The organism is Nocardioides kongjuensis (assembly GCF_013409625.1).
Taxonomy (GTDB): domain Bacteria; phylum Actinomycetota; class Actinomycetes; order Propionibacteriales; family Nocardioidaceae; genus Nocardioides; species Nocardioides kongjuensis.
In genome coordinates this window covers 2,739,575-2,762,645 of sequence record NZ_JACCBF010000001.1, presented here as the reverse complement: position 1 = coordinate 2,762,645, position 23,071 = coordinate 2,739,575, and the positions used below count along the sequence as shown (strand labels likewise).

Sequence of the window (23,071 nt, the reverse complement as noted above, 5' to 3'; positions counted from 1 at the left end):
CCGCGATGACCACGAGCGCGCTCGCGCCGGTCCGTCGTACGACGGTCCGGGCCCAGGTCGCCGACCTGGCCCCGGCCGTCGTGGCCGGGTCCGCGGTGACCTGCCTGCTGCTCCACCTCGCCCTGCTCGCGGCCGGCGGCCGCGAGCTGTGGGCGATGTCCCTGCCGATGCTGGCCCTCTCGTTGCTCTGCGTCGGCTGTGTCCCCGCGGTCTGGCGCCACCGGGCCGCTGCCCGGTCGGCGCTGGCCATGATGGCGGGATCCGGCGTCGGCATGGTGCTCGTGCACCTCGGCCTCGAGCACACCCACGACGGCGCCACGGCACACGTGGCCCTGTCGGAGGTCGTCGACCTGCTCATGCACGGCGCCGTGACGCTGGCCGCCTCCCAGGTCGTCCTGGCCGCCCTCGCCCTGATCTGCGGGCGTCACCACCCCCGTCATACCTGAAGGAGAGCACATGCACACCACCCAGCTGCTGATCGCGGACGAATGGGTCGACGCGAGCAGCGGAGCGACCGCCGAGACCATCAACCCGGCGACCGGTGAGACCATCGGCACCTTCGCCGACGGCGGTGCGGCCGACGTCGACGCGGCCGTCGCGGCCGCCCGGGCCGGCTTCGAGTCCGACGCCTGGCAGTCGATGACCCCGGACGCCCGCGGTCGGCTGCTGTGGCGCATCGCCGACCTGCTCGAGCGTGACGCCGAGGAGATCGCCGCGCTGGAGACCCTCGACCAGGGCCAGCCGACCTTCATCAGCAGCCAGATCAACCTGCCGCTCGCGGCCCAGGTGTTCCGCTACTACGCCGGCTGGGCCACGAAGATCGAGGGCAAGGTCTCGCCGGTCTCGATCCCCGGCAACCTGAGCTACCAGCGGCGGGTACCGCTCGGCGTCTGCGGCCTCATCACGCCGTGGAACTTCCCCTTCGCGATCGCCGCGTGGAAGCTGGCACCCGCCCTCGCGACCGGCAACGCCGTCGTGCTCAAGCCGGCCGAGCAGACCCCGCTGAGCACGGTGCGGCTGGTCGAGATCTGCCGCGAGGCGGGCGTACCCCCCGGCGTGGTCAACCTGGTCACCGGCGGCCCCGACGCGGGCCGTGCCCTCGTCGCCCACCCCGGCGTCGACAAGATCTCCTTCACCGGCTCCACCGCGGTCGGCCAGGAGATCGTCCGCGCCTCGGCCGACGACCTCAAGCGGGTCTCGCTCGAGCTCGGCGGCAAGGCGCCCAGCATCATCTGCCCCGACGCCGACCTCGACGCCGCCGTCATCGGCAACCTGCAGGGTGCTGTGTTCAACACCGGTCAGGCCTGCGGCGCCTACACCCGCTTCTTCGTGCACCGCTCGGTCGCCGACGAGTTCACCACCAAGCTCGCGGCGGCCGCCGACAGCCTCGCGATCGGCCCCGGCCAGGACCCGACCACCGTGGTCGGCCCGCTGGTCTCGGCCGAGCACCTCGACCGTGTGGCGTCGTACGTCGACTCCGGCCGCGCCGAGGGTGCGCAGCTCGTCACGGGCGGCTCCCGGGTCGACGGTGAGCTGGCGAACGGCTACTTCTACCGCCCCACCGTCTTCGCCGACGTTCGCGACGAGATGGCCATCGCCCGCGAGGAGATCTTCGGCCCCGTCCTCGCCGTGATGCCCTACGACGACCTGGACGAGGCCGTCGCGCGCGCCAACGGCACCGAGTACGGCCTGGCGGGCGTGGTGTGGACCAAGGACCTCACCACCGCCCACACGCTGCCGCCGCGACTGCGCGCTGGCACCGTGTTCGTGAACCAGCTCCCGCTGATCGATCCGGGCTCGCCCTGGGGAGGCTTCGGGATGAGCGGCCACGGCCGCGAGATGGGGGAGTACTCCATCGACGAGTTCACCGAGACCCAGACGACCTTCATCAACCTCGCCTGATCCGCCGGGACTCCTCGGAAGGCACGCAGGGGCGCGACGAGCCGAGCTCGTCGCGCCCCTGCGTACTTGTCAGGCTTCTCCTGCACTTGTCAGGCGTTGCAACCCCCAACAAGTGCATGAATCCCCAGCCGGCCGGGGATTCATGCAGCCCCCCGCTCACCCGTCGAACGCCGCGACGAGGGGCGTGTCGACGCCGATCTCGCCGTACCGACCGGCCCCGCCCGGCTTCCCGATCGGCTCCGCGCGACCGGGGAGGACGGTGTCGAAGAACGTGCGGGCGTCCTCGAGGTGGACGGCCTTCTCGGGGATGGTGCGGGCCAGGCGGTCGACCGAGATCGCGGAGACGGGGCACTCGACCTCGCACGCGCCGCAGTCGATGCACTCGTCGGGGTTGATGTAGCTCTTGCGGTCGCCCTCGTAGATGCAGTCGACGGGACACACGTCGATGCAGGAGCGGTCCAGCTCGTCGATGCAGTCGGCACCGATCACGTACGTCATGGCGGATTCCTCCAGATTTGTCGGGGCGGTCAGTGGCCGTCGGTCGAGTGACCGGGGAAGAGGGTGAGCGTGGGGTCGAGGTCCACGGCGACGTGGTTGACCGCGGTGGCGACCTCGCCGAAGCCGACCGACATCAGCTTGACCTTGCCCGGGTAGTCGGTCAGGTCGCCGGCGGCGAAGACGCGCGGCAGGTTGGTGCGCTGCGAGCGGTCGACCACGACGGAGCGGGCGTTGAGCTCCAGGCCCCACTCGCGCAGCGGCCCGAGGTCGCTGATGAAGCCGAGGGCGGCGATCACGTGGTCCGCCGGTACGACGACCTCGGAGCCGTCCTTCGCGCGCAGGGTGACCTTCTCGAGGCGCCCCGAGGCCAGGTCGCCGTCGAGCGCGACGACCTCGGTGTCGGTGTGCAGCGTCGCCGGTCCGGCCTGCACCTGCTGCAGGGTCGCGGCGTGGCCACGGAAGGCGGCCCGGCGGTGCACGAGCGTCACCGACCGGGCGACGTCCTCGAGGGCGACGGCCCAGTCGAGCGCGCTGTCGCCGCCGCCGACGACCACGACGTCCTGGTCGGCGTGCGCCGACGGGTCGAGCACGAAGTACGAGAGCCCGGTGCCGAGCCACTCCTCACCGCAGGGCAGCGGCCGCGGGGTCGGCGTACCGATGCCCGCGGTCAGCACGACGGCGCGGGCGGCGATCACGGTGCCGTCGTCGAGGGTGACCAGCGCGTGGTCGTCCTCGTGGGTCAGGGCGACCGCCTGGCGGCCCAGCCGGTAGGTGGGCGCGTAGGCGCCCGCCTGCTCGACGAGCCCGGCGACGAAGTCGCGACCGCGGATCGAGGGGATGCCCGCGACGTCGCGGATCTCCTTCTCGGGGTAGAGCGCGCTGACCTGGCCGCCCGGCTGGGGCAGCACGTCGACGACGACCGTCGAGAGGCCACGGAAGCCCGCGTAGTAGGCGCCGTAGAGCCCGGTCGGGCCGGCGCCGACGATCAGCACGTCGGTGGTCATCGGGGACGGTGCGTCCATGGGTGAACTCCTCATCTCGGGGGACACCGACGAGGATGCAGCGAGGTCCGGGAGGTGTCCGCGCACCTGGACTGCTGAGCGAACCACCGCCGGAAATGTCGCTCCTGACAAGGGAATTCGTGCCGCCGGTTCGCCTGGCGAACCACCTCCCTTGTCGGGGCGGCGACCCGGTGGTGATCTGCTGCCATGACCGAGACCGTGAGCCCGACCACCCCACCGGACGGCAAGGCCCGCCGCCCCCGCACCCCCCGCCACCGCGAGGGCAAGCTGCCCGGTCGGCAGGACTGGTCGACGTGGCCGCACTACCAGGCTGCCGCGGCCGGCTTCCGGGGCTACTGGTACCCGGTCTGCTTCGCCGACCAGGTCGGCGAGCGCCCCCACCGCGTCAAGCTTCTCGGCGAGGACCTCTTCGTCATCCGCGACAAGGGCAAGCTCTACGGGATGAAGAACCGGTGCCCCCACCGCGGGGTGCCGCTCAGCAACGGCAACAAGCAGTTCCCGGGAGCCATCTCCTGCGTCTACCACGGCTGGACGTTCGACCTCGAGACCGGCGACCTGGTCGCCGCGATCACCGACGGGCCGCAGTCGCCCATCTGCGGCAAGGTCACCCAGCCGACGTACGACGTCGAGGAGCGTCTCGGCATGGTCTGGGTCTACGTCGGCGACGGCGAGAAGCCGCACCCCATCGACGAGCAGCTCCCCGAGGAGCTCGTGTCCAACCCCGCCGTGCTCGGGCAGCGGATCCAGGCCCGCGAGGGCAACTGGCGCTTCGCGGTCGAGAACGGGTACGACGAGGGCCACGCCAAGTACCTCCACCGCACGGCCCTGTGGCGGATGTTCAAGCCGATGCCGGTCTGGAACACCACGCGGATCGTCAAGCGGGACCGGTGGATCTACCGGGTCCAGCAGGAGCAGCACTGGACCGCGGACTTCCCCGGCCTGGGCCGCTGGACGGGCCTGGCCTGGTACAAGGCCAAGCCGCCGAAGCAGGCAACCAACATCGGCAACACCAGCAGCCACCGCGAGGTCAACCCGGTGATCGCCGCGCAGGAGTTCCCGGGCTTCGCCTCGGTCAGCATGCCCGGCGTGCTCCGGATCGCCTACCCGACCTTCATCCACTACGAGTTCTACGTGCCGGTCGACGCCGACAACCACCTGTACGTCGGCGTGATGGCCGACTTCCAGAAGGGATTGAAGACGCTGCCCTTCTACGCGAAGTACCTCGGCGCGGTCCGCTGGCTCTTCCACGGCCAGTTCTCCGGCCAGGACAAGTGGATGGTCGAGATCACCGACGCTCCGCCGGAGAAGCTCTACCGCCCCGACGACTCGCTGCTGCAGTGGCGCAAGCTCGCCGAGGACGTCACCGAGGACCGGCTCGCCGCCCTCCGCGAGCAGGGCCTGGAGCCCACCGAGGAGGCGTCCAACTGATGTCGTCGATCGTGCTCGGCGTCGGAGCCTCGCACTCCACGCTGATGAACACCCACTGGGACCAGGTCGTCCACACCGACCGAGCGGAGGCCTTCCGCGACGGCCTCGCCGCCGCGCGGGACCGGATCGCCGAGGCCCGACCCGATGTGGTCCTGGTCGTCGGGTCCAACCACTTCCGCGGCTTCTGGCTCGACCTGATCCCGTCGTTCACCCTCGGTGTGGGGGAGGTGATCGCCGCCGGTGAGGCCGGTACGCCGAAGGGCCCGCAGCACGCGGACCCGGCGTTCGCACAGGAGCTCGCGGCCGAGCTGGTCGGCGGCGGCATCGACGTCGCCATCTCGGCGCGACTGCAGATCGACCACGGGCAGTCGCACGCAATCCAGTACCTGCTCGACGGCATCGACGTGCCCGTCGTACCGCTGGTGGTCAACGTGTTCGCCACCCCGCTGCCGACGACGACCCGCTGCGCCCAGGTGGGCGAGGCCATCGCGGCTGCCGTCGAGCGGATCGGCGGCGACCGCCGGGTCGTCGTGATCGCCTCCGGAGGACTGTCCCACCAGCTGCCGTGGCCCTCCGACTGGACCACTCCCGACGGCGAGGACGAGGAGTTCCTGGTCGAGGCCTGGCTCAACGGGCGCGGCGAGTGGGAGCGCTTCGACCAGCGCCGCCGCGAGATCATCGTCGCCGCGCAGCCGTGCATCTTCACCGACTTCGACGAGCGCTTCCTGGCCGACCTCGAGCGCGGAGAGCTGCGCCCCTATGCCGAGCTCACCACCGAGCAGATCGCCGAGCAGGCCGGCAACGGCGGTCAGGAGATCCGCACCTGGCTGGTGATGGCAGCTGCCCTCGGCTTCCGCGCCGGCAAGGCGTTGGCCTACGCCGAGATGCCCGAATGGCTGACCGGCATGAGTGTCGCCGTCATCGACGCAACGGAAGGAAACGCATGACCACCGCAACGAAGCTGACCTCGCCCGCTGCCGGGCCGCGGCCGGACAGCAGGTACGCCGACGCCGACGGGGTGAAGTTCCACTACCTCGAGGTCGGCACCGGCCCGGACACGTTGTTCCTGCACGGTGGCGGTCCGGGCTGCACCGGCTGGAGCGACTTCGGTCCGGTCATCCCGCTGTTCGCGGCCGACCGACGCTGTGTCATTCCCGACCTGCTGCAGTACGGCCTGTCCGAGAAGTGTCGGATCACCGGCCCGATGTGGGACTTCCACGCCGCCAAGATGGTCGCCCTCATGGACGAGCTCGGCATGGAGCAGGCCGACATCGTCTGCAACTCGTGGGGCGGGACGATCGCGCTCTGCCTCGCCGCCACGTACCCCGACCGGGTCCGCTCGCTGGTCATCACCGGCAGCATGCCGGTCTTCTACGGCCCGCTCGCGCCACTGCCCGAGAACGGCCACCGCGGCCGCAACGCCCGCGACGTCTACTACGGCGGCGAGGGCCCGACCCGGGAGAAGATGCGCTCCCTGATCACCCGCCTCGAGTGGTACGACGCCGACCGGCTCCCCGAGGAGACGCTCGAGATGCGCTGGCAGCAGAGCCTCGACCCCGGCGAGCGGGAGCTGGCCGCCATGTCGGACTCGCCGCGGGGCGACTGGCAGGACCTGACGGCCGAGCTCGGCCGGGTCGAGGCACCGACGCTGTTCATGTGGGGCCGGGAGGACGCCTTCCTGACCCCCGACTACCCGATGATGCTCGCCCGCATGGTGCAGCGCGGGAACCTCCACGTGATGGACCACGTCTCGCACCACCTGCAGGAGGAGCGTCCGGGCGCCTACCACGCCGTCGTCGACGGCTTCCTCCGCGCGGTCGACCACCCCTGATCGCACCTGCCCCGACCCGAAAGGCCCGTCCCATGAAGCCCCTCCTCGTCCTCGGCGCGCTGATCGCCGGTGCCGCCGCCCTGCGGGCCGCCAGCCGGCGCCTGGCCTCGCACCAGACGGTGCTGCCCGCGCTGACCACCAAGGTCAACACCCGGGTCACCCGGATCAACCAGCCCTGACACGCAGCCCTGAAACGCAGTCTTCGAAAGAGAGATCATGAGCAACGACCTGGCCAGGACCATCTGGACCGAGCTCGCCGGCACCGACTTCACGATGACGACGGTCGACGCGGGCGGCGTACCGACCCGATCCCTGCAGGCCGGCAGCGGTGACGAGCACGTCATCTTCCTGCACGGCACCTCGGGCCATCTCGAGGCGTTCGTGCGCAACCTCCCGGTGCACGCGCAGCGCTACCACTGCCACGCGATCGACATGCTCGGGCACGGATTCACCGGCAAGCCGGACTTCCCGTACGAGATCCCGCGCTACCGCGACCACCTGCTCGCCTACATGGACGCACTGGGCATCGAGAAGGCCCACCTGGTCGGCGAGTCGCTGGGTGGCTGGGTGGCCGGCCGGACGGCGATCGACAACCCCGACCGGGTCGCGTCGATCCAGCTGCTTGCCGCCGGCGGCACCGTCGCCAACCCCGAGGTGATGGAGCGGATCCGCACCAGCACCCGACTGGCGGTCGAGACCGACGACACCGAGCTGACGCGCAAGCGGATGCGGCTGCTCATGGCCGACCCGGTCAACGCCACCGAGGAGCTGGTGGCGATGCGGCACCTGATCTACCACCAGCCCGAGTTCGTCGCCAACATCGACAACCTGCTGTGCCTGCAGGACCTCGAGACCCGGCTGCGCAACATCCTGCGCCCCGAGGACCTTGCCGAGATCACGGTCCCCACGCTGGTCGTGTGGGGGCGCAACAACCCGTTCGGCGACGTCCCGGAGGCCACGGCGATGCACCAGAACATCGCCGGCTCCGAGCTGGTGCTCTTCGACGACTGCGGGCACTGGCCGCAGCACGAGCAGGCCGACCTCTACAACCCGATCAGCCTCGAGTTCCTCGCCAAGCACCCCGTCGGCTGAGCCGGACGTGGACATCGAGCGGAAGGTCGACGCCGTTCTCGGTCACGTGACCCGGGAGCGGCTGCTGAGTGCGGTGACCGGCGTGGTCGACATCGCCAGCCCGACCGGCGGCGAGGGGGAGCTGGCCCGCTGGCTCGTCGAGCGGATGGACGCCGCCGGGCTGCGGGCCGTGGAGCAGCGGATCGACGATGAGCAGTCCAACGCCGTCGGCGTCCTCGCCGGCGGCAACGGACCGTCCGTGCTGCTCTATGCGCCGATCGACACGTTCACCGACGACGACGCCGGCGCGACGGTCCACGGCGACCTGGTCGAGGGGCTGGGCGCGGGCAACCCCAAGGGGCACGCGGCTTGCGTCCTCGTCGCGCTGGAGGCACTGGCGGCGTCCGGAATCGAGCTCGGCGGCGATGTCGTCGCCGGGTTCGGTGCCGGCGGGATGCCGGCCTTCGCGCCGGACGACGCGGCTCGCGCCAACACCGGCCACGGGGTGGGCGCGACCTTCCTGCTGGAGCGCGGGTTCACCACCGACCACGCGGTGATCGCCAAGCCCGGCTGGAACGTCTCGCACGAGGAGGTCGGGCTGGTCTGGCTCGACGTCGTCGTACCGGGCATCCACACGTACGTCGGCAGCCGCCACCGGTTGCCCTACCGCAATGCGGTCGCGCTCGCGGGCGAGGTGGCGCTGCGGCTGGAGGCGTGGCTCGAGGACTACGCCGAGCGCCACGAGACCGGAACCATGCGTCCGCAGGGCATCGTCTCGTCGGTACGCGGCGGCCTCGACCACCTCGCGGCCGCGACGGCTGCGTCGGTGCGGCTGCGGCTCGACGTCCGGATCACGCCGGAGCAGACGCCCCCGTCGGTCACCCGCGAGGTGCGCGCCTTCCTGGACGAGGTCGGCCGTGAGCTCGACGTCGAGCTCACCGTCACCCAGATCGCTGCAGTGCCGGCCAGCCACACGGCGCCGTCGTCCGAGGTGGTGCGGGCGGCGGTCGCCGCGTGGGAGACGGTCGCGGGCGAGAGCCACACGCCGATCACCGGCAACAGCGGCGCCACCGACGCCAACATCCTGCGCCTGCGCGGTGTCCCGACCGCACGGGTCGGCATGCCGAAGGTGCCGGCCGGGCCGGACGGCGTACCGCCCGACTTCACCCGCGGCATGAACCTCGTCGACCTCGTCGAGGCCCGGCGGCTGGTCGAGATCCTGGTCCGCACTGTGCTGCTCCTGCAGCACGCACCCGGTCGGGACTGACCCCAGTGACCGTGGAGGGCGCGAACAGTGTCGTCGGCAAGCTCCGGCTGATCCTGGAGTCGTTCACGATCGAGGACGACCAGATCTCGTTGTCCGACCTCGCCCGCCGCACGGGCATCTCCAAGGCGTCGGTCCACCGGCTCGCGCAGGAGCTGCTCGCCTGGGGGATGCTCGAGCGCGCGGGGCAGGAGTACCGCCTCGGGATGCGCGCCTTCGAGCTCGGCAGCCGGGTGCCGCGCTTCCGGGTGCTGCGCGACAGTGTCCGCCCGGCCATGGAGCAGCTGCACCAGGAGACCCGCGAGGTCGTGCACCTCGGTGTCCTCGACGGCCAGGAGGTGCTCTACCTGGAGAAGGTCAGCGCCAGCCCCCAGGCCGCGCGGCCCTCCCGGATCGCGGGCCGGATGCCACTGCACTGCACCGCCAGCGGCAAGGTCCTGCTCGCCCACGCCCCGTCGGCGCTGCTCGAGGACGTGATCGCCCAGGGCCTGCCGCGAGTCTCGGCCGGCACGGTGATCGCCCCGGGCCTCCTGCTCGAGCAGGTCCGCCAGGTCCGCGAGCGCGGCTACGCGGTCGAGCAGGAGGAGACGACGGTCGGCTACAGCTCCGTCGCCGTGCCGCTGTACGGCGGCAGCGGGCTGGTGCTCGGCGCGCTCTCGCTGACCGCGCCCACCTTCCGGGTCGACGTGGACCGCCTCGTCGCGCAGCTGCGGCGGACGGTGCGCCGGATCCGGACCTCGGGGCAGCTCAACTGACCGGAATCAGCCCAGTTGGAGGTCCAGCACCCCGCTGCGCTTGAGCGGCTTCACCACGACCGTCGGCTCCACCGCGCGCACCTGCGCCACCCACGGTGCCTCGCGCAGGTAGCGGTAGAGGTCGTCGCGGGACGGGAAGACGGCGTCGACCAGCAGCTGGTGCGCGCCGGCCAGTGCGCAGGCGTAGCGGACCGACGGCGAGGTGATGATCTGGTTGCCGACCTCCTCGATCTCGCTGAAGGACAGCTCCAGCCACAACAGGACCTCCACCGGCAGGCCGATCAGCGCGGGCTCGAAGACGGCGCGGATGGACAGGGTCCCGTCGAGGCGCAGCCGCTCGACGCGGCGGCTGACGGTCTGCACGGAGAGGCCGGTGGCGCGGGCCAGGTCGTCGTACGTCGCCCGTCCGTCGGCGGTCAGCTCGGTCAGGATCCGCTGGTCGGGCTTGTCGAGCTCGACGGAGCTGCCCTCGCCGGGGTCGGTCGCGTACGTCGCGCCGCCGAGGGCGTCGTACTCCTCTGCGGTCAGCAGGTCAGGCCGCCACTGGTGCATCGCACGGAAGTAGCCGAGGACCGGCGAGGCCGTGTAGGAGGCGACGCCGGGGATCGCGCCGATCTCCTGGACGACGAGGTCGCTGAACCGGCTCGGGTGGACCGACAGCTCGGCGACGCAGTCGACCGCGCCGGTGGTCAGGTAGGCGAACACCGTCTCCGCGCGGCGGGCAAGCGCGCCGCCGGCGATCGAGGTGGTGCCGGCGGTGCAGGACACCTTCAGCACCACCTGGCTGGCGTTGCGCACCCGACCGGGGTGGGCAAGCCCCCTGACCCGGACCTGACCCGAGCGCAGCAGCTCGGTCCCGCGCCGGTGGATGGTTCGCTCGGACTCCCCGAGGACCGCCGCGATCCGGGTCCACGAGGCGCGCCCGTCGGCCTGCAGGGCCGCCACGATGCGCTGGGAGAGCGGGTCGAGCGCGCCGGAGAACTGAATCATTCGCCAGACTATTGTCGAAAATCTCCACGTTCTCAATGCCCATTGTCTGATCTTCTCGCCGCCCCTCATGCTGAGACGCAGGTCACAGGGACCGCAGACAAGGAGATGGACGTGGTGGAGACGACGCTCGTGACACTGGCCCAGGGCCAGGTGCGCGGCGCCCGACGAGGTGACGTGACGGTGTGGCGGGGCCTTCCGTTCGCGGCGCCGCCGGTCGGCGACCTGCGCTGGAAGGCACCGCAGCCCGCCCCCGGCTGGGAGGGCGTGCGCGCCGCGGACCGGTTCGCCCCGCGGGCCCGGCAGGAGCAGGGCAGTGCCCTCCTCCCGAGCTTCGGCGCCGCGGAGACGGATGCCGACGCGCCCCAGTCCGAGGACTGCCTCCACCTCAACGTCTGCGCGCCCGCCGAGCGCGACCCGGAGGTCGCGCTGCCAGTGCTGGTCTGGTTCCACGGCGGCGGGTATGCCGTCGGGTCGGGCGCGACGTTCTCCGGCGACGGCATGGCGCTGGCCCGCGAGGGCTGCATCGTCGTCACGCCCAACTATCGGCTCGGGTCCCTCGGGATGCTGCGGCTCGACCACCTCCTCGGACCCGAGTACGCCGACGCTGCGAACTGCGCGCTCCTTGACCAGGTGCAGGCTCTGCGCTGGGTCCGGGAGAACATCGCGTCCTTCGGGGGCGACCCCGACCGGGTGACCATCGGCGGCATCTCCGCAGGCGCGAAGAGCGCGATCAACCTGATGGCGACACCGGCCGCCCGTGGCCTGTTCGAGGCAGCCGTCGTGCACAGCGGCGGTGACCACGTCGCCCGCCCCGACCAGGCGGCCGAGCTTGCGGCCGAGCTGCTGCGCGAGCTGGGCATCGACCCGGCCGACGCAGCCGCGTTGCTCGGCCTGCCGGCCGACGACATCCTCGCGGCGCAGGAGCGGCTCGGGCGCGGTGTCCGCGCGACCTGGCTGTGGCGCCCGATGGTCGACGGCCGCATCCTTCCGGCCACTCCGACCGAGGCGCTGCGCTCGGGAGCAGCGCGAGGCGTGCGGATGATCGCGGGCGTCACCGCCAACGAGGGTGGCAGCTACGCCCTCGCCGAGCCGAGCGCCAATGACCTGGTCCCGACCCGGCTGGCCGAGATCTTCGGCACCGACGCCGACGACGTCATCGAGACCTACCGGACCGCGCGCCCGGCACTGCCCGGGCGCCTGGTGCACCAGGCGATCCTCGGCGACGAGCGGTACGGCGTGCCCACCGTGCGCCTGCTCGACGCCCAGAGCGAGCACGCCGACACCTGGCGCTACGTGTTCGAGGCGCCCACCCCCGGCGTACCGCCCGAGCAGTGGGGCTTCCACGGCGCCGACCAGACCTACCTGTGGGACGTCGGCCTGGCCGACGCCGACCCCGCGCTCGTCGAGCTCGGCGCGGCCATCCGGCGTACCTGGGGCAGGTTCGTCGCGGGCGCCGACCCGGCCGGGGCCGGCCTGCCCGACTGGCCGCGGTACGACGCCACCGAGCGCGCCACCCTCGTGCTCGACACCGAGCCGCGGGTCGAGCACGACCCGCGCGCCGACGAACGCCTGCTCTGGCACCGAGCCGCCTGGACGCCCGGGTCCTGGTGGCACCTGCCGGAGCGCACCGACGCACCCGATCCCTCTCACCATGACACGCTGGACCAGTACTCCACGGAGGTACGAGCTTCATGACCGCACTTGACGCCGCCGGCACGCCGACGGTCTCCGACATCTCGCCGGCCCTGTTCCGGCGCCTGGCCTGCCGGCTGCTGCCCTTCGTGGCGATCGGCTACGCCATCGCGGTCATCGACCGCAGCAACATCGGCTTCGCCAAGCTCACCATGGCACCGGACATCGGGCTGTCGGCGGCTGCCTACGGCCTCGGCGCCGGCCTCTTCTTCGTCGCCTATTGCCTGCTCGAGGTCCCCAGCAACCTGGTCCTCGAGCGGATCGGTGCTCGGGCCTGGATCACCCGGATCCTGCTGACCTGGGGAGCGATCACGGTGCTGACTGGATTCGTGCAGAACACCGAGCAGTTCTACCTCGCCAGGATCGCACTCGGTGCCGCCGAGGCCGGGTTCTACCCGGGCATGGTGCTCTTCCTCGCGGCGTGGTTCCCGCGGGTCCGGCTGACCCGGGCGCTGGCGATCCTGGTCGTCGCCGGTCCGTTGGCCAGCATGGCCGTCGGTCCGCTGGCGGGCTGGATCATGTCGGGGCTCGACGGCGCCGGTGGCCACGCCGGCTGGCAGTGGCTCTTCTACCTGACCGGCCTTCCGGCCATCGTGTTCGGGGTCGTCTTCTTCCTCTTCATGGCCGACAGCCCGCGTCAGGCAAGGTGGCTGAGCGAGGCCGAGAAGGACGAGATCGAGCGGGCGCTCGCGGCCGACCCCCAGCCGGAGCGCTGCCACGAGCGTGGGCGGCTGCGGAGCGCGCTGACCGACAGCCGGGTCTGGCTGCTCGGCCTGACCCTCGCGGCCAGCTACCTCGGCATCTACGCCGTCATCTTCTGGATGCCCACGATGCTGCAGGCCGCCGGTCTCAAGAGCGTGCTCGCGATCGGACTGGTCTCCGCGATCCCGTGGACCATCTCGGCGATCACGATCGTCCTCGGCGGTGTCCTCGGCGACCGCACCGGCCAGCACCGCCGGCTCGCCGCGACCGCGCTCGTCCTCGCCGCCCTCGGTCTGGTGCTCAGCGTCGCGGCTGGCAACAGCGCACTGGTCACGCTGCTCGGCCTCAGCATCGCCGCCGGCACCTATTCGGTCGTCGGACCGCTGGTCTGGAGCCTGGCCCACGACCACCTCCGCGGCAGCATCGCGATCGGCGCATCGCTGGCGTTCATCAACTCGCTGGGCTCGATCGGCTCCTTCCTCGGGCCCTACGTCACCGGACTCGGCCAGCAGTGGACCGGCAGCGTGCAGCTGCCGATCCTGGTGATCGCCGGGTGCGCCGTCCTGACCGCCGGCGTCGTCGTCGGTCGGCTGCGCACCGCCGAGGCGCGTTAGCCCCGTGAAATCCCGAGGCTAGGCGCCTCCCGCCTGCTCCCCGTCCCCGTCGCGTGATCCCTCCCGACGCCCGGTTCGCTCACCGGATCGGGCACACGCGACCGGGGGCGGGGAGCCGGCAGACTGACGCAACCGCCACGTCATCCGTCCCCCACGAGAGAGGCGCGCCGTTGACCACGCCCGTGAGCACGTCGATGAGGACCTCCGCCCGCAGCGCCTACGTGCCCGCTGCGCCGTACGAGCAGCTGATCGGCGCCGACTGGATCGCCGGGACCGGCACCTTCGAGGCGATCGACCCGAGCACGGGGCAGCCGTGGGCCACGCTGCCGCAGGGATCGGCGCGCGACGTCGACGAGGCGGTGCGGGCCGCCCGGGCCGCACAGCGCGCGTGGGGGCGCACGACCCTGGACCAGCGCCAGACGGTGCTCCTGGCGATCGCCGACCGGTTCGAGGAGCAGGGCGAGCGGTTCGCGCCCCTGCTCGCCACCGAGAACGGCCGGCCGATCCGCGAGGCCCACCTCGCCGACCTGCCGACCGTCTGCGCCATCTTCCGCTTCTTCGCCGGCGTGGTGCGCTCGCTGAACGGTGAGCAGATCCCGGTCGCCGACCCCGAGACCCTCGTCTACACGCGGCGTGAGCCGATCGGCGTCGTCGCAGCAGTGCTGTCGTGGAACTCTCCGCTGATCACGCTGTCCAACAAGCTCGCGCCCGCTCTGGCCGGGGGCAACACGGTCGTCGTCAAGCCGTCGGAGTACGCCACCGCGAGCGTGCTCGAGTTCCTCCGCCTGGTCGCCGACCTGCTGCCGCCCGGCGTCGTCAACGTCGTGACCGGCGTCGGCCCGGAGACCGGCGCCGCGCTGGTCGGTCACCCCGACATCGCCAAGATCACCTTCACCGGCGGGCCCGCCACGGCCCGCGCCATCCTCGGCGCAGCCGCCCAGACGCTCACGCCGAGCCTGATGGAGCTCGGCGGCAAGAGCGCGATGATCGTCGCCGAGGACGCCGACCTCGAGCGCGCCGTCGAGGACGCCCTGATGGGCATCTACCTCGCCAACGGAGAGGCGTGCATCGCCGCCTCCCGGCTGTTGGTGCACGAGAAGGTGCACGCCGAGTTCGTCGAGCGCTTCGCCGCGACCGCACGCCGCATCCGGGTCGGTGACGCACTCGACCCGGCCACCGAGGTCGGCCCGCTGGTCTCCGCGCGACAGCTGGAGCTGGTCCGCGGTCACCTCGACCGCGCCCGTGCCGAGGGTGTGCGGTTCGTGACCGGTGACGAGCCCCTCGACCTGCCGCAGGACCTCGCGGACGGCTACTTCCAGCGCCCCGTCCTGCTGGCCGACGACGACGGCGGGTCGACGATCAGCGGCACCGAGGTGTTCGGTCCGGTCACCGTCGTGCAGAAGTACCGCACCGACGAGGAGGCCGTGGCCCGTGCCAACAGCACGCCGTACGGTCTCGCTGCTGGTGTCTGGACCAGCGACCTGCGCCGGGCGCACACCGTGGCCGCGCAGCTCGAGGCCGGGATCGTGTGGGTCAACCGCTGGTTCGACCTCGCCCCCGGAATGCCCATGGGCGGTGTCGGGGAGAGCGGCTTCGGCCGCGAGCTCTCCCTCGAGACGCTGCGTGAGTACACGGCCGTGAAGTCGGTCAACATCGGCCTCGGCCTCCAGCGGTTCCCGCTGTGGGGCCAGGCCCGATCGGAGGAGCAGGGACAGTGACGGACGCGACGATGAAGGCGGCCCGGATCCACGCGTGGGGCCAGCAGCCGACGATCGACGAGGTGCCGCGACCGGTGCCGCGCGACGGAGAGACACTGGTCCGGGTCGAGGCTGCGGCGGTGGCCCACCTCGACCTGACCGTCGCGGGCGGCAGCTTCGGGATCAAGCCCGAGCTGCCCTACATCGCCGGGGTCGAGGGCTGCGGCGTGGTCGTGGAGTCCGCGGAGCTCGCGCCGGGCACCCGGGTGGTGCTGCGTGGCGGCGGGCTCGGGATGCTCCGTCCCGGCACCTGGGCGGAGTACGTCGTCGCGAAGTCCGCGACCCTGGTCCCGGTCGCCGACGGACTGAGCCCCGCGCTGGGGGCGACCTTCTGGGTGCCGACCACCACCGCCCACACGGCATTGAACGGCGTCGGTCGCCTCGGACGCTGGTTCGACGACGTCGTCGCGGCCGACGAGCACGTCCTCGTCGCCGGCGCTGCCGGTGCCGTGGGCTCGATGGTCGTGCAGCTGGCCCGCCGCGCAGGGGCGACGGTCACGGCGCTCGTGCTCGACGCCGGCCAGGCGGCCGCCCTGCCCGAGGGCGTGACGGCTCTCGACTCGACGGACACCGAGGCGCTCGCGGCCTTCGTCCGCGATCGCCCGGCCACCCTGCTCGTCGACACCATCGGCGGGCCCGGACTCCCGGCCCGGCTGCGCGCGGTGCGTCCGGGCGGACGGGCCGCGCTGATCGGGTACGTCGCTGGCACCGAGGTCACCCTCGAGCTGTCCAACTGGCTGCTCGACGACGTCGCCATGCTGCCCGTCAACATGATCCGCCGCGACGCGGAGGGGCGTGCGGTCGCGGGTGAGCTGGCCGACCTGCTCGTCGCCGGCGAGCTCGATCTCAACGTCGAGGAGTTCAAGCTCGAGGAGACCGGTCACGCGTTGGAGCTGCTGCGCGCCGGGCGCCTCAACGGTCGCGGGGTCGTGGTGCCCTCCGCCCCGAACGCCTGACGTCACGCTGGAGAGCGGAGTGCAGAACGGCCCGGCCGCCCCTCGGGGCGGCCGGGCCGTTCGCGTCAGCGTCCGGTGAAGACGGGTTGCCGCTTGTCGAGGAAGGCCTGGATCCCCTCGGCCGCGTCCTGGAGCCGGATGTTCTCCAGCACGTAGCGCTCCTCGACCGCCATCGCCTCGTCGATCGGCAGGTCGAGGCCGTCGTCGATGGCGCGCTTGACCAGCCCGATGGTCGCGGTGGGCCGTGCGGCGAGGCGGTGCGCCTCCGCGCGGACGACCTCGTCGAAGTCGGCACCGGCCACGAGGTCCACCAGGCCCTCGGCGAGCGCCTGCGCGGCGTCGTACCGGGTCGCGTCGATGATCATCCGCTTGGCCCGGTGCGGCCCGACCAGCCGCGGCAGTCGCTGCGAGCCGCCTGCGCCGGGGAAGATGCCGAGCGAGCTCTCGGGGAAGCCGAAGGTCGCGTCGGCGTGCAGGATCCGCAGGTCGCAGGCGAGGGCGAGCTCCGCGCCGCCGCCGAGGGCGTGGCCGTTGAGGGCGGCGACGACCGGCTTGGGGGCCCGTTCGAGCAGCCGCTGCACGTCGACCCAGCGACGCATCGCGCGATAGGTGTCGGGATCGAGCAGGCGCATCACTGTCAGGTTGGCGCCGCCGACGAAGATCCGGCCCTTGCCGCGCACCACGACGCAGCGGACCTCCGGGTCGTCGAGCACGTCGGGCAGCCCGGCGACCAGGGCGTCGATCAGCTCCGGGTCGACGATGTTCACCTTGCCATGGTCGATCGTCACCACGGCGACCGGGCCGTCGTGCTCGATGCGGAAGCCGGTGTGGGTGCGGGTCATGAGAGGACACCTTCCTGGTGCAGGGTGGCGAGCTCGGCCGGGTCGAGGCCGAGCAGCTCGGTGAGCAGCTCGTCGGTGTGCTGGCCGAGCAGGGGAGCGGGCGCGGTGAGTGCGCCCGGCGTCGCAGCGAGGTGCTCGACGAGTCCCTCGTGCAGCACCGGCCCGGCGATCGGGTGGGTGAGCGTGCGGTAGAAGCCGCGAGCCGCCAGCTGCGGGTCGAGGTCGACGAGGTCGCGGCCGTCGCGGACCGGGTGGGCCGCGATGCCCTGCGCCTGCAGATCGGCGGCGAGCTCGTCGGCGTCGCAGCCGGCGGCGCGGGCCGCGATGTCGGCGGGCGCGCCGGCGCCGACGGCGAGCCACCGGTCCGCTCCCGCGGTGGGTACGACGATCCCCGGCGCGGTCGCCGCCGGCTCGCCGAGCGCTGCCTCCAGCACCGCCGGCCCCAGGCTCGCCGCCATCGCCTCGAGCTGCGACAGGTCGACGTGCCCGCCCTGCCCGGCGTAAAGCAGCTCGAGGGTGGCCAGCGTGGCCGCATTGGCCGCGACCATGTCACCCAGCCCGAAGGTCAGGCCCTGCGGTGCGCGGTCCGCGCGACCGGTCTCGTAGGTGAGACCGGACATCGCGGCCAGGGTGTCGGCGAAGGTGACCGCCGAGCGCCACGGGCCGTCCTGGCCGACACCGGCCATCGAGACCAGGACGACCTCCTCGTTGAGGTCGCGGAGCTGGTCGTAGGCCAGGTCCCACTTGGCCAGCACCCCCGGGCTGAAGTTCTCCACGACCACGTCGACGTGGGGGACCAGGGCCCGGAGCAGCTCCTGCCCGCGTGGGTCGCGCAGGTTGAGCGCGAGGCTGCGCTTGTTGCGGTTGAAGTTGAGGAAGTAGCCGCTGTCGTCGTACGACGCCCCCGGCCGCAGGCGCATGCCGGGGGAGAAGCGGGTCGGGTCCTTGCGGTGCGACGACTCGACCTTCACGACGTCGGCGCCGTGCTCGGCCAAGGTCTTGGTGACGTAGGGGCCCGCGAGCACCCAGGTCAGGTCGAGGACCCGCACCCCGGCAAGGGCGGGGGCATCCGCGGGCAGGTCCGCGGGAGCTGTGCGGCGGCGCGTCGTGATCGGCGCCCGACGCGGGACCCAGTCCGCGGCGTCCTCGACGCTGACTGGCTCGGCGAGCCGCACGGGTCGGACCAGGCCGGGTGAGGCGAACGGGAAGCCGGCGTCCTCGAGCTCGCCGATGCGGACCGGGAACTCCCGGTCCCGGAGCTGGGGGTTGGCGCCGAGCGCGCCAGGCGGGGTGACCTCGGCCCACGGGAGGGCCCGGCGGCGGGCCTCTGCGGCCAGCTCGGCCGACGTACGACGGGCCGCGAACCGCGCAACGACCTCGTCGACGTGCGGGCGGCCCTTCCAGCGCACCTCGACGTCCTGCCACTGTTCCTCGGCGAGGTCCTCGGCCTCGCCCTCCTCGACCAGCCAGGCCAGCAGGTCGTCCCACATCCGCGGGCTGCCGGAGTAGCCGCCCGCAACATGACCGTCGGCTGTCGCGAACACCCGGTGCGCGACGTGGCCGTAGACCCCCGAGGTCCGCCCCGGCACGACCTCACCGTGGATCCACGCGATCGCGCCGGTCTCGAGCGTGGCGGCGACCGCCTCCTGGGCGGAGATCTCGACCAGCTGTCCCCGACCGGTCCGATCGCGGGCGACCAGGGCGAGCAGGGCACCGATCGCGGCGTGCGCGCCGGCGAGCTGGACCGCCTGCTCGCGCGGCGGCGGCTCGGGCGCCCGGCCCGGATCGCCGCCCAGCCAGGCCATCCCGCCTGCCGCGCTGAGCACGAGGTCGTCGGCCAGCCAGTCGCGCCGCGGACCGTCGAGTCCGAACGGGGTGACCACGACGTGAGCGACCTGCTGCCAGGCGGCGGGATCCGCCTCGCGCAGCGCCGGGGTGCGCAGCCGCCGGACGGGGCCGGACTCGACGACGACGTCAGCGTCCCTCACGAGCCGAGCGACCTGGGCGTCGTACTGCTCGTCGTCGGTGGGACTCGTCACGCGCTTCCCCGCATGCCAGTGCAACCGTGCCGAGCGCCGCAGCGGTGGTGCCTCGGGACGCTCGACGCGCAGCACGTCGGCGCCCATGCCGACGAAAAGGCGGGCCGCCTGGAACGCGAGGTCGTCGGTGAGGTCGAGGACGCGGATCGGTCGGGTCATGGGCTCTCCTGTTGATGGGGTGCTGGTCGTTCGGCGTCCCACGCGTCAGGTGGGAGGCCGCGCTCGCGCAGGATGCGGCGCAGCACCTTGAGGCTCTGATTGCGCGGCAGGGTCGGCTCGATGCTGATGAAGCGGGGTACGGCGTGCCGGGGCAGCACGTCGCGGCAGTGGGCGTGGATCGCGGCGGGGGTGAGTCCCTCCGTGGTCGGTACGACGACCACGAGCACCTCGTCCTCGGTGAGCTCGGACTCCACGCCGATGGCCGCGACCTCCGCCACCCCGCCGAACTGCGCGACCGCGTCCTCGATCCGGCTCGCGCCGATGCTGATGCCGCGCCGCCGGATCACGTCCGCGCTGCGGCCCTCGACGACCAGCCAGCCGTCGTCGAGCCGGGCCTGGTCACCGGTGTGGAACCAGCCGTCGCGCCACGCGGTGGCCGTCGCCTCGGGATCGCCGACGTACTCGATCGCGGTCAGCGCGGGCACGCGCGGGCGCACCACCAGCTCGCCGGCGCGCACCTCGACGTCGTACTCAGGCACCGGGCGACCTGCGGCCCCGGGGCGGATCTCGGCACCGGTGGTCGCCACGTCGCCGAGCTCGGTGCACGCATAGGCCTGGCGGAGCCGGACTCCGTAGCGCTCGGCCATCGCGTGCACCATCTCCGCCGGGGCGGGCCCGCCGTACGCGCGGCGGACGAGGTGTCCACGGTCGTGCGGGCCGGGCGGCTGGCGCAGCAGCATCGCGCACACTGCGCCCATGAAGTTGAACGCGGTGACGCCCTCCGCTGCGGCCGTCTGCCAGAAGCGGGAGGCGGAGAAGCGCGGCCACACGACGAGGCGGGCGCCCGAGATCACCGCCGGCAGGAAGGCGGCGTGCCGGGCATTGACGTGCTGCCAGGGGAAGAAGCTGAGCAGCGCGTCCTCCGGCGTGTACGCCATCGCCCGCTGCACCCGCCGGGCCTGGCCGAGCCCCGCACCGTTCGGCAGCAGGGCGCCCTTGGTGCGGCCGGTCGTCCCGGACGTCAGCATCACCACCGCCGGCGTCTCCAGCTGTGGCCGGTGGTGGGGGAGCGGGTGGGGATCGAGCTGCTCGAGGGCCGTCGTCGGCGCCGTGCCGAGCCGGGTGCGAGCCGGCAGGTCTGCCAGCCAGGGCTGCGCGGCCAACCGGGCAGGTGCGACGAGGGTCGCCGCTGAGTCGGTCGCGGTCGCGAGCCGGTGCGCGTCGACCCGGTCCGTACCGGCCGGCAGGGCCACCTCGACGGCGCCCAGGATCGACAGCGCGGTGCTCAGCGCGATCGTGGCGGTGCCGGGCTCGACGGCAGTCGTGACCGCGGCGCCCGGGCCTATCCAGCGGGCCAGTCCGCGCGCGAGAATCTCGGCGTGCTCGTAGAGCCCGGCCGCCGTACGCATCGCGGCATCGGAGGTGCCACCGGCGACGCGGACGAGCTCGCCGTCGGGGTTCGCCTCGGCGCGGATCCGGACCGCCTCGGCGAGGGATCGGGGCGTCGCCACGAGTCCTCCTCCCGCCGCCTTCCGGTGTGTCCTCGCCAGTCTCGACCGGCCTCCGGGCGCGCGCCACGGGTGCGGACCACTCACCGGACCGGGCGGTTCAACAGCCGCGCGAGCCGTGCCAAGACTGTGAGCCAGGCAACTCGGGCAGCCCGCGGCTCGGACACCGCGCCCCACCAGTCCCTGGCCGGAACCACGCGTCGAGCGGAGTTCCGCACACCCCGGCACAGCAGAAGGAGACGCTCGTGACCAGCGAGGACAGCAGGATCAGCCCGGAGGAAGCACGCCTCCTCATCACCACCGAGGAATCGGCCGTGGGGTCCGGAGCCTCCAGCGTCGGCATCACCCCGGGCCTCGCCCAGGGCACGCTCGGGCCCGCCCACATCGTGTTCATGGTGATGGCCGCGGTCGCCCCCGCCGGTGGCGCGGTCGCCCTCATCCCCCTCGCCCTCGCGCTCGGCGTCGGCGTCGGCACGCCCGGCATGTTCGTCGTGGTGGCGGCGATCCTCACCCTGTTCGCTGTTGGCTTCACCCGGATGGTGCCGTTCGTCCGCAACGCCGGGGCGTTCTTCGCCTACGTCACCAACGGCGTCGGCCGCCCGCCCGGCCTCGCCGCGGCGTACGTCGCCCTCAGCGCCTACCTGGCCGTCGGTACGGCGACCTGTGGCGCGATGGGCTTCTTCGCGAGCACCAGCGTGGAGGGCTTCTTCGGCGTCACGATCCCGTGGTGGGTCTACTCACTGGTGGGTCTGGTGATCTGCCTGGTGCTCGGCTACTTCCGCATCACGCTCGCTGCCGGCGTGCTGGCCGTCGCGCTCGTCCTCGAGGGGACCGTCGTGCTGGTCCTCGACCTCGCGATCCTGTTCCAGGAGGGTCCCGGGTCCTTCAGCCTCGCCTCCTTCTCGCCGACCCACGTGCTCAGCGGTGCCATCGGTGTCGGCATCATCTTCTGCTTCTCCTGCTTCCAGGGCTTCGAGGGAACCGCGATCTACGCCGAGGAGGCCCGTGACCCCGAGGTCACGGTGCCCCGTGCGACCTACGCCTCCACGCTGGGGATCGGCGCCTTCTTCATGTTCACCGCCTGGGCCATGGTCGTCGGCGGTGGTGGCGATGCCGCGCCCGCGACGGCGCTCGCCGACCCGGGTGCCTTCGCGTACGCGCTCAGCGACAGCTACGTCGGCACGGCATGGACCAAGATCCTCGAGGTCCTGATCGTGACCAGCTGCTTCGCCGGCGTCCTCGCCTTCCACAACGCCGCGTCGCGCTACCTGTTCGCCCTGTCCCGCGACGGGTTCATGCCGACCGCGCTCTCGCAGGTGCACCCGACGTACTCCTCGCCGACCCGCGCCGGCATCGGCAGCTTCGGGGTGATGGCCCTCGTCGTGTCCGGCTTCGCCATTGCCGGACTCGACCCGCTGACCACCCTGACCTCCGCCATGACCGGCTTCGGTGCCGTCGGTCTGCTCCTGCTGATCACCACCACCTCCGGCGCGGTCGTCGTCTTCTTCTGGCGGCGCGGCGAGCGCGGCTGGGTCCACGTCATCGCCCCGGCGATCGCCACCGTCGCTCTCGCGACGCTGACCGTGCTCGCGCTGGTCAACTACGAGTCGATCACCGGAACCACGTCGAGCGTGATCAACAGCCTGCCGTGGATCCACGTGCTGACCATCCTGGTCGGCCTCGCCATCGCGCTCCGGGCCCGCAGCAACCGGCCCGAGGCCTACCAGCGCATGGGCCAGACCCTGGTCGACGACTGAGCGCACGGCCTGCAAGGAGGGTGGCGTTCGTCGTTGGGTCCGTCCGTTCGTCGGAAGCTTCGTCGCGACCAACGGACGCGCCGGCGCGTCCAGCGCTGACCCGCTGTCGATCCGCCGCGCCCGGACTGACGGGGGCAGTTGTACGCGGGCCGAGCGACAAGTGCCAGTGTGGACAGAGGCGCTTCGAACTTGCCGACGGTGGACCGTTCGGACGCAAGTGCAGTGACGAGCGCCTGCCGTGTGCCGGGAAGGGAACAAGTCAAAGATGCCGCAGCGGGCCGACG

Annotated in this window: 20 protein-coding genes; 14 read left to right on the top strand and 6 right to left on the bottom strand. The window is 72.3% G+C overall.

Going from position 1 to position 23,071, the window contains the following annotated elements:
- Nucleotides 1–5: 5 nt before the first annotated feature.
- Entirely contained in the window at nt 6–446 is a 441-nt protein-coding gene (locus BJ958_RS13210) for a hypothetical protein (protein WP_179727247.1), read from the top strand.
- Between the two features lie 10 nt (nt 447–456).
- On the top strand, nt 457–1,902 hold the full coding sequence (locus tag BJ958_RS13205) for an aldehyde dehydrogenase family protein (protein WP_179727246.1): 1,446 nt from the start codon (nt 457–459) through the stop codon (nt 1,900–1,902).
- Nucleotides 1,903–2,058: 156 nt separating this feature from the next.
- Here BJ958_RS13205 and BJ958_RS13200 read toward each other — a convergent pair whose 3' ends face one another.
- Nucleotides 2,059–2,400, bottom strand: a complete 342-nt coding sequence (locus tag BJ958_RS13200; protein ID WP_179727245.1) for a ferredoxin family protein — start codon at nt 2,398–2,400, stop codon at nt 2,059–2,061.
- Nucleotides 2,401–2,429: 29 nt separating this feature from the next.
- A complete protein-coding gene (locus tag BJ958_RS13195; RefSeq protein ID WP_179727244.1) occupies nt 2,430–3,422 on the bottom strand; it encodes an NAD(P)/FAD-dependent oxidoreductase in 993 nt (330 codons plus the stop codon).
- Nucleotides 3,423–3,608: 186 nt separating this feature from the next.
- On the opposite strand from BJ958_RS13195, the gene BJ958_RS13190 reads away from it, so the two are divergent.
- The 7 genes from BJ958_RS13190 to BJ958_RS13160 are packed head-to-tail and all read left to right on the top strand — an operon-like array spanning nt 3,609 to nt 9,771.
- Nucleotides 3,609–4,850 carry a Rieske 2Fe-2S domain-containing protein gene (locus BJ958_RS13190; protein ID WP_179727243.1) on the top strand — a complete coding sequence of 414 codons (1,242 nt, stop codon included), beginning with the start codon at nt 3,609–3,611 and terminating at the stop codon, nt 4,848–4,850.
- Nucleotides 4,850–5,797: a DODA-type extradiol aromatic ring-opening family dioxygenase gene (locus BJ958_RS13185; RefSeq protein WP_179727242.1), complete on the top strand. Its 948-nt coding sequence runs from the start codon at nt 4,850–4,852 to the stop codon at nt 5,795–5,797. The genes BJ958_RS13190 and BJ958_RS13185 overlap by 1 nt, the downstream gene beginning before the upstream one ends.
- Nucleotides 5,794–6,681 carry an alpha/beta fold hydrolase gene (locus BJ958_RS13180; RefSeq protein WP_179727241.1) on the top strand — a complete coding sequence of 296 codons (888 nt, stop codon included), beginning with the start codon at nt 5,794–5,796 and terminating at the stop codon, nt 6,679–6,681. Before BJ958_RS13185 ends, BJ958_RS13180 begins: the two co-directional genes overlap by 4 nt.
- A 32-nt stretch (nt 6,682–6,713) precedes the next feature.
- Complete coding sequence (locus BJ958_RS13175) at nt 6,714–6,860, top strand: hypothetical protein (protein WP_179727240.1); 147 nt, start codon at nt 6,714–6,716, stop codon at nt 6,858–6,860.
- 37 nt (nt 6,861–6,897) lie between these two features.
- Nucleotides 6,898–7,773, top strand: a complete 876-nt coding sequence (locus BJ958_RS13170) for an alpha/beta fold hydrolase (RefSeq protein WP_179727239.1) — start codon at nt 6,898–6,900, stop codon at nt 7,771–7,773.
- A gap of 7 nt (nt 7,774–7,780) precedes the next feature.
- Complete coding sequence (locus BJ958_RS13165; protein WP_179727238.1) at nt 7,781–9,019, top strand: M20/M25/M40 family metallo-hydrolase; 1,239 nt, start codon at nt 7,781–7,783, stop codon at nt 9,017–9,019.
- An 11-nt stretch (nt 9,020–9,030) separates the two neighbouring features.
- Nucleotides 9,031–9,771, top strand: a complete 741-nt coding sequence (locus tag BJ958_RS13160; RefSeq protein ID WP_179727237.1) for an IclR family transcriptional regulator domain-containing protein — start codon at nt 9,031–9,033, stop codon at nt 9,769–9,771.
- A 6-nt stretch (nt 9,772–9,777) separates the two neighbouring features.
- On the opposite strand, the gene BJ958_RS13155 is transcribed toward BJ958_RS13160, so the two are convergent.
- The gene (locus BJ958_RS13155; RefSeq protein WP_179727236.1) at nt 9,778–10,761 is read right to left on the bottom strand and encodes an Lrp/AsnC family transcriptional regulator; all 984 of its coding nucleotides are present in this window, start codon (nt 10,759–10,761) and stop codon (nt 9,778–9,780) included.
- A gap of 111 nt (nt 10,762–10,872) precedes the next feature.
- Between BJ958_RS13155 and BJ958_RS13150 the strand changes: the two genes are divergently transcribed.
- From BJ958_RS13150 to BJ958_RS13135, 4 genes are all read left to right on the top strand, one after another.
- The gene (locus tag BJ958_RS13150; RefSeq protein ID WP_179727235.1) at nt 10,873–12,456 is read left to right on the top strand and encodes a carboxylesterase family protein; all 1,584 of its coding nucleotides are present in this window, start codon (nt 10,873–10,875) and stop codon (nt 12,454–12,456) included.
- On the top strand, nt 12,453–13,769 hold the full coding sequence (locus tag BJ958_RS13145) for an MFS transporter (protein ID WP_179727234.1): 1,317 nt from the start codon (nt 12,453–12,455) through the stop codon (nt 13,767–13,769). The genes BJ958_RS13150 and BJ958_RS13145 overlap by 4 nt, the downstream gene beginning before the upstream one ends.
- A gap of 170 nt (nt 13,770–13,939) precedes the next feature.
- Entirely contained in the window at nt 13,940–15,487 is a 1,548-nt protein-coding gene (locus BJ958_RS13140; protein ID WP_218865740.1) for an aldehyde dehydrogenase family protein, read from the top strand.
- Nucleotides 15,484–16,482 carry an alcohol dehydrogenase catalytic domain-containing protein gene (locus BJ958_RS13135; protein WP_218865739.1) on the top strand — a complete coding sequence of 333 codons (999 nt, stop codon included), beginning with the start codon at nt 15,484–15,486 and terminating at the stop codon, nt 16,480–16,482. The genes BJ958_RS13140 and BJ958_RS13135 overlap by 4 nt, the downstream gene beginning before the upstream one ends.
- A 65-nt stretch (nt 16,483–16,547) precedes the next feature.
- On the opposite strand, the gene BJ958_RS13130 is transcribed toward BJ958_RS13135, so the two are convergent.
- The 3 genes from BJ958_RS13130 to BJ958_RS13120 are packed head-to-tail and all read right to left on the bottom strand — an operon-like array spanning nt 16,548 to nt 21,033.
- A complete protein-coding gene (locus BJ958_RS13130; protein ID WP_179727233.1) occupies nt 16,548–17,324 on the bottom strand; it encodes an enoyl-CoA hydratase/isomerase family protein in 777 nt (258 codons plus the stop codon).
- Nucleotides 17,321–19,522, bottom strand: a complete 2,202-nt coding sequence (locus BJ958_RS13125) for a CaiB/BaiF CoA-transferase family protein (protein ID WP_179727232.1) — start codon at nt 19,520–19,522, stop codon at nt 17,321–17,323. The genes BJ958_RS13130 and BJ958_RS13125 overlap by 4 nt, the downstream gene beginning before the upstream one ends.
- The gene (locus tag BJ958_RS13120; protein ID WP_179727231.1) at nt 19,519–21,033 is read right to left on the bottom strand and encodes an AMP-binding protein; all 1,515 of its coding nucleotides are present in this window, start codon (nt 21,031–21,033) and stop codon (nt 19,519–19,521) included. The genes BJ958_RS13125 and BJ958_RS13120 overlap by 4 nt, the downstream gene beginning before the upstream one ends.
- 242 nt (nt 21,034–21,275) lie before the next feature.
- Between BJ958_RS13120 and BJ958_RS13115 the strand changes: the two genes are divergently transcribed.
- Nucleotides 21,276–22,787 carry an amino acid permease gene (locus BJ958_RS13115; protein ID WP_179727230.1) on the top strand — a complete coding sequence of 504 codons (1,512 nt, stop codon included), beginning with the start codon at nt 21,276–21,278 and terminating at the stop codon, nt 22,785–22,787.
- Nucleotides 22,788–23,071 lie beyond the last annotated feature (284 nt).